The 13920-nt window shown below is 64.8% G+C and carries 15 protein-coding genes and 2 tRNA genes; 10 read left to right on the top strand and 7 right to left on the bottom strand.

Features of this window, described 5'->3' with window-relative positions; all coding sequences use genetic code 11:
• Positions 1-89 precede the first annotated feature (89 nt).
• Positions 90-719 (bottom strand): protein-L-isoaspartate O-methyltransferase family protein, encoded by a 630-nt coding sequence (locus JIP62_RS14830; RefSeq protein WP_201102908.1) that lies wholly within the window; start codon positions 717-719, stop codon positions 90-92.
• A 122-nt stretch (positions 720-841) separates the two neighbouring features.
• On the opposite strand from JIP62_RS14830, the gene JIP62_RS14825 reads away from it, so the two are divergent.
• Positions 842-915, top strand: a tRNA-Cys gene (locus JIP62_RS14825).
• A 279-nt stretch (positions 916-1194) separates the two neighbouring features.
• Here JIP62_RS14825 and JIP62_RS14820 read toward each other — a convergent pair.
• Complete coding sequence (locus JIP62_RS14820; RefSeq protein ID WP_201102907.1) at positions 1195-1995, bottom strand: TrmH family RNA methyltransferase; 801 nt, start codon at positions 1993-1995, stop codon at positions 1195-1197.
• Positions 1996-2062: 67 nt separating this feature from the next.
• Here JIP62_RS14820 and JIP62_RS14815 point away from each other — a divergent pair.
• Positions 2063-2137 (top strand) — tRNA-Asn (locus tag JIP62_RS14815).
• 19 nt (positions 2138-2156) lie between these two features.
• Here the strand turns inward: JIP62_RS14815 and JIP62_RS14810 are convergent.
• Positions 2157-2903, bottom strand: a complete 747-nt coding sequence (locus JIP62_RS14810; RefSeq protein ID WP_201102906.1) for a hypothetical protein — start codon at positions 2901-2903, stop codon at positions 2157-2159.
• Between the two features lie 81 nt (positions 2904-2984).
• On the opposite strand from JIP62_RS14810, the gene JIP62_RS14805 reads away from it, so the two are divergent.
• Both JIP62_RS14805 and JIP62_RS14800 read left to right on the top strand, forming a co-directional pair.
• Positions 2985-3587 carry an LOG family protein gene (locus JIP62_RS14805; protein ID WP_201102905.1) on the top strand — a complete coding sequence of 201 codons (603 nt, stop codon included), beginning with the start codon at positions 2985-2987 and terminating at the stop codon, positions 3585-3587.
• A 103-nt stretch (positions 3588-3690) separates the two neighbouring features.
• The gene (locus JIP62_RS14800) at positions 3691-3981 is read left to right on the top strand and encodes a CC_3452 family protein (protein WP_201102904.1); all 291 of its coding nucleotides are present in this window, start codon (positions 3691-3693) and stop codon (positions 3979-3981) included.
• Between the two features lie 30 nt (positions 3982-4011).
• Here JIP62_RS14800 and gltX read toward each other — a convergent pair whose 3' ends face one another.
• The 3 genes from gltX to JIP62_RS14785 form a co-directional block, all read right to left on the bottom strand.
• Positions 4012-5361 (bottom strand): glutamate--tRNA ligase, encoded by a 1350-nt coding sequence (gene gltX, locus JIP62_RS14795; RefSeq protein ID WP_201102903.1) that lies wholly within the window; start codon positions 5359-5361, stop codon positions 4012-4014.
• A 75-nt stretch (positions 5362-5436) separates the two neighbouring features.
• Positions 5437-5871, bottom strand: a complete 435-nt coding sequence (dksA, locus tag JIP62_RS14790) for an RNA polymerase-binding protein DksA (RefSeq protein WP_201104795.1) — start codon at positions 5869-5871, stop codon at positions 5437-5439.
• Positions 5872-6053: 182 nt separating this feature from the next.
• Positions 6054-6479, bottom strand: a complete 426-nt coding sequence (locus tag JIP62_RS14785) for a flagellar assembly protein FliX (RefSeq protein WP_201102902.1) — start codon at positions 6477-6479, stop codon at positions 6054-6056.
• Positions 6480-6660: 181 nt separating this feature from the next.
• Between JIP62_RS14785 and JIP62_RS14780 the strand changes: the two genes are divergently transcribed.
• From JIP62_RS14780 to JIP62_RS14765, 4 genes are read left to right on the top strand one after another with little or no spacing between them, the layout of a single operon-like run.
• Positions 6661-7779: a flagellar basal body P-ring protein FlgI gene (locus tag JIP62_RS14780; RefSeq protein ID WP_201102901.1), complete on the top strand. Its 1119-nt coding sequence runs from the start codon at positions 6661-6663 to the stop codon at positions 7777-7779.
• Positions 7779-8075 (top strand): rod-binding protein, encoded by a 297-nt coding sequence (locus JIP62_RS14775; protein WP_201102900.1) that lies wholly within the window; start codon positions 7779-7781, stop codon positions 8073-8075. The genes JIP62_RS14780 and JIP62_RS14775 overlap by 1 nt, the downstream gene beginning before the upstream one ends.
• The gene (locus JIP62_RS14770; RefSeq protein ID WP_201102899.1) at positions 8072-8518 is read left to right on the top strand and encodes a flagellar basal-body protein FlbY; all 447 of its coding nucleotides are present in this window, start codon (positions 8072-8074) and stop codon (positions 8516-8518) included. The genes JIP62_RS14775 and JIP62_RS14770 overlap by 4 nt, the downstream gene beginning before the upstream one ends.
• A 60-nt stretch (positions 8519-8578) precedes the next feature.
• Positions 8579-10168 (top strand): EAL domain-containing protein, encoded by a 1590-nt coding sequence (locus tag JIP62_RS14765; protein ID WP_201102898.1) that lies wholly within the window; start codon positions 8579-8581, stop codon positions 10166-10168.
• 7 nt (positions 10169-10175) lie between these two features.
• Here JIP62_RS14765 and JIP62_RS15275 read toward each other — a convergent pair whose 3' ends face one another.
• Positions 10176-10304: a hypothetical protein gene (locus tag JIP62_RS15275; protein ID WP_269145460.1), complete on the bottom strand. Its 129-nt coding sequence runs from the start codon at positions 10302-10304 to the stop codon at positions 10176-10178.
• A gap of 93 nt (positions 10305-10397) precedes the next feature.
• Between JIP62_RS15275 and JIP62_RS14760 the strand changes: the two genes are divergently transcribed.
• The gene (locus JIP62_RS14760) at positions 10398-10865 is read left to right on the top strand and encodes a hypothetical protein (protein ID WP_201102897.1); all 468 of its coding nucleotides are present in this window, start codon (positions 10398-10400) and stop codon (positions 10863-10865) included.
• Between the two features lie 144 nt (positions 10866-11009).
• Positions 11010-13913 carry an excinuclease ABC subunit UvrA gene (gene uvrA, locus JIP62_RS14755; protein WP_201102896.1) on the top strand — a complete coding sequence of 968 codons (2904 nt, stop codon included), beginning with the start codon at positions 11010-11012 and terminating at the stop codon, positions 13911-13913.
• Positions 13914-13920 lie beyond the last annotated feature (7 nt).

Below are 13920 nucleotides of genomic sequence, written 5' to 3'. Positions count from 1 at the left end.
TCTGCATTGCCTAGTGCGAGAACACTACGCCCCACGCCAGTTAAGTTTTTTTCACGCGGCAGACGGTCCATTCCGTCGGCCTGTTGCCCTTACAGCGCGAAGGTGGGTTCCGGCATCAGTTCGGCCAGCACCTGCGGCGATGCGTCGAACAGCTCACGGCGCGACAGGCCGTCCGCGCCGCGGACATACAGAACCGCCTTGCCTATGGGACCGGACCGCTCAACCAGAACGGCACGGCCGCCCACGCGCAGAGCATCCAGCCAGGCCTGAGGCCGCACCGGACAGGCTGCCTCGCTGACAATCAGATCCCAATCCTGGCCGTGCGGGGCCGACAGCGGTGCCGTAACCGTGGTCACGCCCGCCTCTGCCAAAGACTCGCCCACCACTTCGAAAACGGTCGCATCGGATTCCTGCGCCGTGACGGAAAGGCCCAGCCGCGCCAGAACCGCCGCCGCATAGGGGCCTGCCAGCACCAGGGCCTTTTCGCCGGAACGCGCTTCGGTCGCCATCAGCAGCTTGGACAGATCGCGCGGCAGCATCAGCCGACGACCGGGCACGATCTCGGGCTCGACCTCGGCATAGGCGGAAAAAGCACGGTCGGGTGCACAGAAGCGCTCCCGCTCTACGCCCAACAGGGCGGCCTGCAAGGATCGGTCGGTGACGTCGTTCACGCGGACCTGCGAGTCCACCATGACCTTGCGCGCAGCGGCGAAGTCCATCTGATTCCTGTTATCCGGCTGGAAATATCGGCTGCTTATAGGTCCACGCGTTGCGGCGGACAATGCGATCTGATAGCGAACGCCCCTCGCGACGACGCGACCCCGTTTTTCGGTGGGGTCACGGCCTGATGGCGGAGTGGTTACGCAGCGGACTGCAAATCCGTGCACCCCGGTTCGATTCCGGGTCAGGCCTCCATCGCGATGGAACGACACAGCCGGCCAGAAGGCGGGCTTGGCCCGCAAAGGCCTTGGCGCAGCCGGGTCAGACCGGGGCGGTGATCCAGCCGATGGCTCCGGCCGCACCGACCGCGCCGATTACAAGCCCAGCGACCACCGCGACGCGGGCATTTTTGCTCAAGAAATCGAATACGCCGAACATAATCATCTCCCCAGACGCCCTATTACCGCCACAGTCCCGACCACGCGACAAGGTGTATAAAGGGTTAAAGGATTGACGATCCTGTGATCCTCTCGGTCAGGCGCGCGTGAAGTGATGAAGGGCGATGGCACCGGCCGTGGCCACGTTCAGCGAATCAAACCCGCCCGACATCGGAATGCTCACCGCTCGGCAACGGGCGATGACCGACGGGTCGAGGCCCGGCCCCTCCGATCCCAAGACGATGGCAGTCGGGCCATTGCGGCGTGCGGCCCTCAGGGGCTCTTCTGCGGAGGGCGTCATCGCCACCACGCCCACGCCCTGGTGCAAAAGGCGGTCGACGATCTGTTCAGCGGCACCCATGGCCACGATGGGCGTGCGCAGAACTGCCCCGACGGAGACTCGGATCGCCTTCCGATAGAAGGGGTCGCAGCAGCGCTCATCCAGAATGACGCCGTCAGCCCCAAAGGCGGCTGCAGACCGGAATATGCCGCCCATATTGTCGTGGTTGCCGATGCCGCAGGCCACAACCACCGTGGACCTGTCCGTCAGGGCCGAAAGGAACGACCCGGCATTGATGGGCCCAGGTTTTGCCCCCAGGGCCAGAATGCCGCGATGAAGGTGGAAGCCCGCGATCGCATCCAGCACCGGCTGGGACGCCGCATAGACCGGCACATCCGCGTCCAGGGCCTGAAGCACAGGCTGCAGCCCCTCAAACCGGCGCGAATCAATCAGCACTGAAATCGGGCGGCACAGCGAGGCTGTGGACGTAAGGATGTTCAGGACGACCTCGCCCTCGGCCACGAACTGGCCGTTTCGCCGCGTCAAATCGCGTTCGCGTATGTCGCGATAGGCTGCGATGCGGGGATCAAACGGGTCATTGATGATAATAGGGCTCATGTTACGCACTTTAGCCGTTGCACACCGCGCACGCGCTGCTATACCCCGCGCCTTCTCGAGCAACTGATCCGCGGTAGCTCAGTGGTAGAGCAGCCGACTGTTAATCGGCTGGTCGTAGGTTCGAATCCTACCCGCGGAGCCAGCTCGCCTTTCCCATCATTTCAGGTCGTGGGCAGCCAGGTCGTCTGGCGCGCGCTATCGGGCGCGGACCATTGAACGGTCCAGCCCTCCCCGGCCGGCATCACCTGAAAGCCACCTGTATCGGCGGGCCTGCCTGGATAGGCATAGGATTCATCGCCGAGCCGGATGGGCACTCCGCCCGTAGCGGGCAGGACCGTCATCCAGTTTCCATTTCCGTCCGCGACGACCTTCATCGGGACGTCCTGGCCCGAAACCGCGACCGCGACCGTCGTCTCGGGCGCAGCACGGCCCGACAGGACCATGACCCGCCCATCGGAATCAACGGCCCCCAGAGACGGCCCGGCATCAAGCCGACGCGAAGGTATCCCGGGTGACAGCAAGGCGATGGGGCCCCCGGCCAGAATCAGAATCGTTTCCGGAGACGGGGCCGCGTCCTGACCCCTCTGAGTCTCGGGATGAAGGATGAGGTCGCCTGTCGGCCGCACCATACGAATCTCGAAACGCCCATCGGCATTGGCCACGGCTGCGAAGGCGGCCCCGGTATCCGTGCGCAGGACCACCCGGCCGCCCGGCTGCCCCTGGCCCGCGAAGACCAGGCTGCCGGCGTCGGCGCGCACCGTTTCAACCCGCGGCGGAACGACCCAGTCGTGCGACGATTCAGCGGCAGGCGTACGCTCCGGCGCTTCGGTCGGTGCCGAGCAGGACGTCAGCACAAGCCCCATCATCAAGGCGGCCATCCGGTAGTCGCTCGCAATCGAACGTATCATCGGCAGAATCCCGGCTATATGGCTTCCCCCCTGATAGCGGCGATGGTCGCGGCTGTCTCTCATCTGTGTCACCGAGGCTTCATGTCTTCCCCCGCCGATTCCATCCTGCCGTTCGAAGGTCGTTCGGTCTGTCTGTTCTGCGGCTCCTCAGAAACCGCTGCCGAACGCTATCTCCAGGCCGCGCGCGATTTCGGCACGGCCACGGCACGGGCGGGCTGGCGGCTGGTCTATGGCGGCGGCGGTGTCGGGCTGATGGGCGCATCAGCGCGGGCCGCCCATGCCGAGGGCGGACGCGTGCTGGGCATCATGCCGGGCTTCCTGCGCAGCCGCGAGCGTCTGTTCGACGACGTCGAGACGATCGTCGTCACCTCCATGCATGAGCGCAAGCAGCTGATGTACGATCAGTCCGACGCCTTCGTGGTGGCCCCTGGCGGGATCGGCACCCTGGAAGAGGCCATCGAACTGCTTTCGTGGAAGCGGCTGGACCTTCACGCCAAGCCGATCGTCTTCCTGAACATCGACGGCTTCTGGGACACCTTCCTTGCCATGATGCAGCACAATGTCGCGGAAGGGATGACCCCGGCGTGGTTCCTGGACGCCTGGCAGGTCTGCGACACCGTCGAGGCCGCAATGGCGGCGATTACAGCCCCCAGCGGGCCCGCCTTGAAATATGATCATCGATAAGTAAACATCGGTCACCGACAGGGAAAAGCGACTTGACAGTTGCTTTGGAAAACTGACAGTGCGCCTTCGGGCCTGTCGCCCCGCTCTTTCCGGAGACCTCCTCATGCGTGCCCTGATGATCGCTGCGGCCCTGTTTGCCGCCGCCCCCGCCGTTGCCCAGACGCCTGCCCCCACCAGCCTGACCCTGGCTCAGCCGACCGCTGCCCCGTCGCGTGTCATCGTCGACGGCACGACCTGGATCTGCGAAGGGACGACCTGCACCGCCTCGGGCGGCGCCAACCAGCCTGCCACCCGCGCCTGCCGCCGCGTAGTTCAGCGACTGGGCAAGGTCACGGCCTTTTCCTATCGCGGCACGACGCTGTCGGCCGAACAACTGGCCACCTGCAACGCCTGATAGCTTTGACTGAAGACAGCGAGGCGGCCGTCAGGCCGTCTCGCCCTTCAACCGACGCACGATAAGGTCGCGATCGATCAGCGGCACCAGGGTGGCCATGTCGGGCCCATGGGCCTGGCCAGTCAGGATCAGCCGCAGCGGCATGAACAGCCCCTTGCCCTTGGCCCCGGTGGCCTCCTTCACAGCCTGTGTCCAGGTCGCCCAGACATCCGAGCCGATGCTCGCCGGCAGTTGATCCAGGGCTGCCGCCGCGAAAGCCGTATCCTCGATCACCGGCGTCACGGGTCCCTGGACGATCTTCGCCATTTCAACGACATCGCTGAATTTCTGCAGGTTCGACCGGACCGCGTTCCAGAAGATCTCGCCCAGGTCGCACTCCAGATCCGCGAGGCGTGAGCGTACATCGTCATAGGGCATGGCGTGCAGGGCCTGAGCGTTCAGCCGGTCCAGATCCGCAGTGTCGTAACGGGCCGGAGACCGGCCCATCTTGGAAAAGGCAAAGCCCGTGCCCAAAGCCTCGACCGAGGGGGCCACTTCCAGCGGGTCGGAGGTGCCGATGCGTCCCAGATGGCTGGTGATGGCGATCGGCTCATAGCCCTGCTCGCGCATCTCGGCGATCGACAGCGACCCCAGCCGTTTCGACAGCGCCTGTCCGTCCGCGCCGACCAACAGAGGCATGTGGGCGAAACCCGGCACGGATCCGGCCCAGCCGGCCGCGATCAGCGCTTCAAAGATTTCGATCTGCGCGCCGGTGTTGGTGACGTGGTCCTCACCCCGGATCACATGGCTGATGGCCATGTCCAGATCATCGACCACCGACGGCAGGGTATAAAGAAACAGCCCGTCCTCGCGGATCAGGACCGGGTCGGACATGGAGGCGGTGTCCACCTCCGCATGCCCTCGCGACAGGTCTTCCCAGGCGACGCGACGACCATCCAGCCGGAAGCGCCAGTGCGGCTTGCGCCCCTCGGCCTCAAAAGCCGCCTTTTCCGCATCCGTCAGGTTCAGCCCCGCGCGGTCATAGATCGGCGGCAGTCCGCGGGACAGCTGGACCTTGCGGCGCCGGTCCAGTTCTTCGGCGGTGTCGTAGCAGGCGTATAGCCGCCCGGCCGCCTTCAGCAGGTCGGCTGCGGCCTCATAGCGATCAAAGCGCTTGGACTGATTGTGCCGTTCGTCCCAGACCAGGCCCAGCCAAGTCAGGTCATCCTCGATTCCCTGCTCGAATTCGGGCGTGGACCGCGCCAGATCGGTATCGTCGATCCGCAGCACGAACTGCCCCCCCTGCCCTTTCGCAAACAGCCAATTGACCAGGGCGGTGCGGACATTGCCGACATGCAACTTGCCGGTCGGGGATGGAGCGAAACGGACCTTGACGGACATAGGCAGACGACCTCGAAAGCGAGGCGCGTAGGTCGGTCAGCCGACGGGTGAAGTCAAGGCGCGGTCGAAAGACAGTCAGTCGTCGCGGTGGACGCGCTCTCGGCGCTCGTGACGTTCCTGCGCCTCGACCGAGAGAGTGGCGGTCGGCCGCGCTTCCAGCCGCCCCAGGGTGATGGGCTCGCCGGTTTCCTCGCAATAGCCGTAGGAGCCGTCCTCAATCCTCCGCAACGCTTCCTCGATCTTGGAGATCAGTTTGCGCTGTCGGTCCCGCGTGCGCAGTTCCAGAGCCCGGTCGGACTCGGACGACGCTCGATCCACCAGATCGGGATGGTTTTCCGTCTCCGCCTTCAGATTGACGACCGTCCCACGCGACTCGCGCAGGATGTCTTCCTTCCAGGACAGAAGCTTGGCCTTGAAATAGGCCAGCTGACGCTCGTTCATGAAGGGCTCGTCGTCCGACGGGCGATAGCCCGTCGAGTCTTCGGCCACCACTGACGCCAATGCGTTCATCGCACTCACGCTCATCCGTTCGCGCCCCCCAGTGACGCTGCGATGCCTATAGGCAGGGTCACGAGTCGCGGCAACAAAGCATTTGAGAACACGTCCCGGTTAAGCTTCATTAACGTGGGGCGCGTGACATTTCTCCATCACCTCCCCTATTCGGGGCATGATTTCAGCGCCGTTTCCGTGACTTATGTTGCAGTGCGGCGAACTTCTGCCTTGGCCAGTTCCACCGCCGCACGCAGTTCGATCTGGTCCAGAACTCCTGCCAGGTCGGGCTGGAGGTCGGTCGGCCGATCGTCCGAAATGCTCCGGGACAGTCGACCCAGAGCGGCCTCTCCTGCATCGCCCGCCAGCAGAGCCAGTTTCAGGTCGTCCAGGCGATCCAGCAGGCCAAAGCCCCGGCGCACCGCCCGTCGACGACGTTCGGTCGCATCCTCGACCCCCTGCAGGGCCATCAGGGCCGAAATGTCACCGACACCAGATGCCGGTGCACTGGCTGCGGCGGCACCGGCGGCACCTGTCGAACCCGCCTGAGGCAGAGCAAAGCCCGTTGCGCCACGGGCGGGGCCACGGACGCTCTGGGACGTGGGGGCTGCGGGCCCTGAGACCTTCATCAGCGTGAACTCCGGATCATGAGCCACCATCGACCGACGACCCTGAGTGTTTGGTTAACGCGCAGGCAAAACTTGCCGCCCATCGCATGGCGCGCCCACTGATCGGCATTGAAAGTTATAGGCTTTTTCTCGGCACGGTTTTGGCACCGCATCGTGGACCCCAGCGTTCGGATGCCCGGTCATGTCTTTTCGCCTCCCTGCCCTTCTCGCGCCTCTCGCCCTGGCCGGCGCGATCATCGGCCTGGCCGACAGCGCCAGCGCACAGTCGCGGATCAAGGATATTGCGGTGGTCGAGGGGGTTCGATCGAACCAGCTGGTCGGATACGGGCTCGTCGTCGGCCTGAACGGGACCGGGGACTCCCTGCGGAACTGCCCTCTGACGCGTCAGTCCCTGGAGGGCATGATGGAGCGCCAGGGCGTCAATATTCGCGGCGCCACGGCCAACACCAAGAATGTCGCCGCGGTGATGATCACGGCCGAACTGCCGGCCTTCGTCACGCCGGGCGCGCGGATCGACGTCACTGTCTCGACGCTCTGCGACGCCAAGAGCCTGCTGGGCGGCACGGTCCTGGTCACGGCGCTGCAGGGAGCGGACGGTCAGGTCTATGCGGTAGCCCAAGGCTCGGTTCAGACCGGCGCCGTGTCGGGCAGCGGCGCTTCCGGCTCATCGGTGACGCGGGGTGTGCCCACCTCTGGCAGGATCGCCTCCGGCGCCGTGGTCGAGCGCGAGACCGGCTATGATCTCGGCGCTCAACAAACCGTTCGATTGACCCTGCGCAATCCCGACTTCACGACGGCCCAGCGGGTCGCGGGCGCGGTCAACCAGCTCTACCCCAACACAGCTTTTGCCGAGAACGGCACGGTCGTGGCCCTGCGCCCCCCGCCCGGCGTCGGCATGGCCGGCTTCATCGGCCGCATCGAGAACCTGCCGGTCCAGGTTGATGCCCCGGCGCGCGTCATCATCGACGAGGTCAATGGCGTGATCGTGATGGGTGATGCGGTGCGTGTCTCGACCGTCGCCATCGCCCAGGGCAACCTGACCGTCTCGGTTCAGGAAACGCCCCAGGTCAGCCAGCCGGAGCCCTTCAGCCGGGGCGGCGAAACGGTCGTGGTGCCTCAGTCCAGCGTGACCATCGAAGAGGACGTTGGCACCCAGATGAGGATCGTCGGCGGCGGAACGTCCCTGTCCACCCTGGTGAACGGACTGAACGCCCTGGGCGTCAGCCCGCGCGACATGATCAGCATCCTTCAGGCCATCAAGGCGGCCGGCGCTCTTCAAGCCGATATCGAGGTGATGTGATGACCGATCTGACCCTGTCACCCGATCTGCTGCGCCCGACCCCCACGCCGGCCCTTCGCCAGGACAAGATGGCCGAAACCGCCCAGGCGTTCGAAGCCTCCTTCATTTCCCAGATGCTGAAGCCGATGTTCGAAGGCCTGTCGACCGAGGCCCCCTTCGGCGGCGGAGAGGCTGAGGCGACGTGGCGCAGCTTTCTGCTGGACGAAATGGGCAAGCAAACCGCACGGGCTGGCGGCATCGGCCTGGCCGATCAGGTGATGTCCGAAATGCTGCGTCTTCAGGAGGTAGGACAATGAGCCAGGCCGCCGCTGCCCTGAACGCCACGGCACGTCTGCGCCAGTTGCTCGACCTGACCCGGCGACTGACCGAGCGCCTGACCATCGAGCTGTCCGCGTTCGAGGCGCGCCGACCCCAGGATGTCGCTGCGGGCCTGGCGGAAACCCAGGAACTGGCCAACCTCTATCGACGGGAGTCCGCCCAGGTGAAGGCCAACCCCACGACCCTGGCCGCCGCCCCTGCATCCGAGCGCATGGCCTTGGTCGATGCGACCCGCGCTTTCGAGACCGTCCTGGCCCGCCACGCTCGCGCTGTCGAGGCGGCCCGGCTGATTTCCGAGGGTTTGGTAAAGGCCATAGCTGCCGAGGTGACGAGCCAGCGCGGCACACCGTCCGCCTATGGTGCAGCCGGACGCGCGACCCTGGCCGACGCGCGCGCGGTTGCCTTTAACCGCACGGCATAAACTTCCTCGTTAATCGTATTCATGCGGCGGTGATTTACTGATTGCGCTCACATTAGGGCCATGAAGATGAAATCCCGGCTCCTTGGGCTTGCATTTGCCTCTGCCGATCTCCTGCTGGAGATCGACGGCGAGCGACGCGTCGCCTTTGCCATGGGGGCCGGCCCTTCGCGCGGCATGGACCCCTCTGCAGCCTGGACCGGACGATCGCTCGACAGCCTGCTGGGCAAGGCGAGCCTGTCCGCAGTGACGACAGCGTTGGACGCCATGGCACCCGGCGTGCGATCGCAGCCCATCGATATCCTGGTTCACTGCGGCGATGGCCTGGTACGGCGGGCGCAGCTGCGAGCGTTCGAACTGCCTGATCTTGCACCTGCCGTGTCGTGCGCCATCACCTGGGAAGGTCCGGTGTTCACCTTGGCTCTCCCGCCGGTCAACGAGATGCTTGACGCTCAAGGCCTGCTGGGACGTGTACGCCAGGCCATGACGGGCCCGGAGGCACGCACCGACCTGGCCTTCGATTTTATCGACGTGCCCGGGCTGGACGGCACGGAAGAAGCGCATCGAAGGGCGGCGACCCGGATCGAAGCGGCCCTGCAGGCGGCATCCCTGGATGGATCGGGCGCGGCACGCCTGGCTCCCGAGCGCTTTGCCTTGGTGCGGACCGCCAGCGACGATCGCGACCTGGCCACCGACGTGCGCGAAGCGGCCGCGATCGAAGGGCTGACGGTCGAGGTCGCTTCTGCCCACACGTCACTGTCGGCCGGCGTGGTTCCGGGAATGGCCCTGAAAGCTCTGCGGTTCGCACTTGAGGGCTGTATCCGCGATGGTGCCCTGTCGCGGCCCGACGTCGCCTTCTCCGACAGCCTGCGCCGCACGATGCAGGACGCAGATCGCTTCCGCGCCATGGTGCGGTCGCGCGAGTTCCAGTTGCAATATCAGCCGATCGTCGATCTCAACACGCGAGTGACGCATCATTTCGAAGCCCTGGCTCGATTGGGCGGCACGACGGGGCCGGCTTCGACCATCCAGATGGCGGAGGCTCTTGGCCTGATCGAAGGCTTTGACCTTGCGGTGGCGGAAAAGGCCCTTGGCCAGATGCGCCGTCCCGGTTTTGGCCTGATCAAGATCGCCGTGAATGTGTCAGGGGCCTCGCTGGCGAATGACGACTATGTCAACGGACTGATGCGGCTGACGGCGGCCACCCCGGATCTGCGTCAGCGGCTGCTGGTCGAGGTGACCGAGACCTCGGCCATCACCGACATGGAGGCGGCCGATGACCGGCTTCGGGCATTGAGGCGCGCTGGCATCCGCATCTGCCTTGACGACTTCGGCGTCGGCGCGGCGTCGTATGACTATCTGCGACGCCTGTCGGCGGACACGGTCAAGATCGACGGCACCTTCATTGCCGATATCGTGACCAGCGAGCGGTCCCGCACCCTGGTCTCACATCTGGTCCAAACCTGCGCGGATCTGAAGATGACCACGATCGCCGAGATGGTGGAAAATGAGGCCCAGGCCAAGGCCGTCACGGCCTTGAAGGTCACGCACGGCCAGGGCTGGCTGTTTGGCCGCCCCACCAACGAGCCCGTCCTGGCGGCGGGACCGACAGCGCCGGCACGTCGTCTGGGCGAGGTGGTGGGCTGGGCCTGAACCGATCCTAGCGGTCGGCGCGGTTGGTCCGGCGTGCCCGCACGCGGATCATCTTCGGCCGGGGTGCATTCGCCAACACGAGGACAAGCATCGCCGCGGACACGGCAAACCCGATTTCCATAGCGCCGATGATCATCGTCCAGCCTCCAGTTCACGCGGTACATCATGAGGATGGGGTGACCATCGACCCCGCGCAAGAGTTTTCCCCTGTAGCCGGAATGACGAGGGCGTGAGATCCTCGGCGCCGGAGGACGCCATGCACCCCATCCGCTTCGTCACCGCGTTACTTGTCACTGCCAGCCTCGCAGCCTGCGCCTCCATGCCAGACATACCGTCTGCCCTGCCGGACTATTCGCCGATTGCGGGTGACATCGTCCCGCCGCAGGCGCGGCTGATCATCGACTGTATCGATGCCGCGACGTCGGCCGGCACCTACGATCGTGTCCAGAGCGACGACACCCGAATGATCCGCTTCTCCTGCTCGGGTCCTGTCGCCCGCGCCTTCTATGACGGACTGGCCGCACACAGCGCCGCCTTGGGGTCGCAGTTTGCGTTCGGCGGCCAAGTCTATCGTTCGACTGAAAAGGTGGAACGCGACCTGTTCGCCGTGGATCATTGCGTCATCGACCACACCGGATCGGCGCATTGCGTGATCAACCTGAATATCGGCAGCTTTCTGGCCTCCGTCCCGCAATAAGCGGCGTGCCTGCCCGGCCTTGAGCCTGCGGCGAATGTTCGCACAATGTTCTTGCTGAAAACGGCAAATTGATCCCCATATAGGCGGGTCTCGCGGGAGCCTGTCCCGCGTCCAGGCGTTCCCGGCACACAGTCACTTGGCAACATGACCGAAAAGCACAACTTCATCCGCGTGCGCGGGGCTCGCGAGCACAATCTCAAGGGTGTCGACGTCGACATTCCGCGCGAGAAGCTGGTGGTCATGACCGGCCTGTCAGGCTCGGGGAAGTCCTCACTGGCATTCGACACCATCTATGCCGAAGGCCAGCGCCGCTATGTCGAGAGCCTGTCGGCCTATGCCCGCCAGTTTCTGGAACTGATGGGCAAACCCGACGTCGATCTGATCGAGGGCCTGTCACCGGCCATCTCCATCGAACAGAAGACCACGTCCAAGAATCCTCGGTCCACCGTCGGCACGGTCACCGAGATTCACGACTATATGCGTCTCCTGTGGGCGCGGGTGGGCGTCCCCTATTCTCCGACAACCGGCTTGCTGATCGAAAGCCAGACCGTATCCATGATGGTCGACCGGCTGTCGGCACTGGATGACGGGGAGCGGATTCTTCTGCTGGCCCCGGTCGTCCGCGGACGCAAGGGCGAGTACAAGAAGGAAATCGCCGAGTGGCAGCGCTCGGGGTTCCAGCGGCTCAAGATCGACGGCGAATTCTACGCCATCGAAGATGCTCCGACGCTCGACAAGAAGTTTAAGCACGACATCGACATCGTCGTGGACCGGATCGTCACCAAGGCCGGGCTGGAACCGCGCTATGCCGACAGTCTCCAGACCGCTCTGAACCTGGCCGACGGCATCGCCGTGGCAGAATGGGCCTCGGCCCCCGAGGGCGAGGAGCCGCGCCGGATCCTGTTCTCGGAAAAGTTCGCCTGCCCCGTTTCCGGCTTCACGATCAGCGAGATCGAGCCTCGCCTGTTCAGTTTCAACAATCCGTTCGGGGCCTGTCCGGCCTGCGATGGCTTGGGGGTCAAGCTGGCCTTCGACGCCGATCTGGTCGTCCCGGACCGAGACAAGTCTCTGCATAAGGGAGCCGTCGCGCCGTGGTCGCGCGGCCCCTCGCCCCTCTATACCCAGACCCTGCAGGCGCTCAGCCGCCACTATGGCTTCTCGATGGACGTGCCCTGGCGCGACCTGCCGGCCCAGGCACAGAGCGTCATCCTGAATGGGACCAAGACCGAGAAAATCAAATTCGTCTATGACGACAACGCCAGAAAGTACGAAGTCTCAAAGGCGTTCGAAGGCGTTCTGCCCAATCTGGAACGCCGTTGGCGCGAAACCGACAGCGCATGGGTCCGCGAGGAACTGGGCCGGTTTCAATCCGAAACGCCTTGCGAGGCGTGCGGCGGAAAGCGGCTGAAGCCGGAAGCCCTGGCGGTCAAGGTCGACGGGGCCGACATCGCAGAGATCAGCTGGCTGTCGATTTCAAAAGCCTATCTGTGGTTCACGACCCTGTCGGAGCGGCTGACAGACAAACAGCTTGAGATCGGGCGCCGCATTCTGAAGGAAATTACCGACCGGCTGCGTTTCCTGAACAATGTGGGCCTGGACTATCTCAGCATGTCGCGATCGTCGGGCACGTTGTCGGGCGGCGAGAGCCAACGCATCCGGCTGGCCTCGCAGATCGGCTCGGGCCTGACCGGCGTGCTCTATGTGCTGGACGAACCGTCCATCGGCCTGCACCAGCGCGACAACACCCGTCTGCTGGAAAGCCTGCGGGGCCTGCGCGACCTGGGCAACTCCGTCCTGGTGGTCGAGCACGACGAGGAGGCGATCACCACCGCCGACTATGTCATCGACATGGGTCCGGCCGCCGGGGTTCACGGCGGCACCATCTGCGCCGAGGGCACGCCTGAAGAGGTCATGGCCAATCCCAACTCGCTGACCGGAAAATACCTGACCGGTGAGCGCGAGATCGAGCTTCCCGCCGACGGTCGCCGTCCGATCGACCGCAAGAAGATGCTGAAGATCAGCGGGGCCACCGGCAACAATCTGAAAAACGTGACCGGCGAGATCCCCGTCGGCCTGTTCACCTGCGTCACCGGCGTGTCCGGTGGCGGCAAATCGACCTTCACCATCGAGACGCTTTACAAGGCCGCCGCACGCCGCCTGCACAATGCGTCCGACGCCCCTGCCCCCTTCGACCGGATCGAGGGCCTGGAGCATTTCGACAAGGTCATCGACATCGACCAGAGCCCGATCGGCCGCACTCCGCGCTCGAACCCGGCGACATATACCGGAGCCTTTGGCCCCATCCGCGACTGGTATGCGGGTTTGCCGGAATCCAAGGCCCGAGGATACGGGCCGGGCCGGTTCAGCTTCAACGTCAAGGGCGGTCGCTGCGAAGCCTGTCAGGGCGACGGCCTGATCAAGATCGAGATGCATTTTCTGCCCGACGTCTACGTCACCTGCGACGTCTGCAAGGGCAAGCGATACAACCGCGAGACGCTGGAGATCGTCTTCAAGGGCAAGTCGATCAGCGACGTCCTGGACATGACGGTCGAGGAGGCCGGCCACTTCTTCAAGGCCGTGCCGCCGATCCGCGACAAGATGCTGACTCTGTCACGGGTGGGCCTCGACTATGTGAAGGTTGGCCAGTCAGCGACGACGCTTTCGGGCGGAGAGGCCCAGCGGGTGAAGCTGTCGAAAGAACTGTCGAAGCGGGCGACCGGAAAGACCCTCTACATCCTGGACGAACCGACCACGGGTCTGCATTTCGAGGACACGCGCAAACTGCTGGAAGTGCTGCAGGAACTGGTCGACGCGGGCAACACCATTGTGGTGATCGAGCACAATCTGGATGTCATCAAGGTCGCCGACTACCTGCTGGACTTCGGTCCGGAGGGCGGCGACGGCGGCGGCGAGATCGTGGCCAAGGGCACGCCCGAACAGGTCGCCGCTGACAAGGCCAGCTGGACCGGCCGCTATCTGAAAGAGGTTCTGGACCGCCACGAAACGCGCCGAAAGGCCCGCGTGGCAGCGCTCAAGAAACGCGCCTGATCGGAAA

It is taken from the genome of Brevundimonas vitisensis (assembly GCF_016656965.1).
Lineage (GTDB): Bacteria > Pseudomonadota > Alphaproteobacteria > Caulobacterales > Caulobacteraceae > Brevundimonas > Brevundimonas vitisensis.
This window is presented reverse-complemented; position numbering and strand designations above follow the sequence as displayed.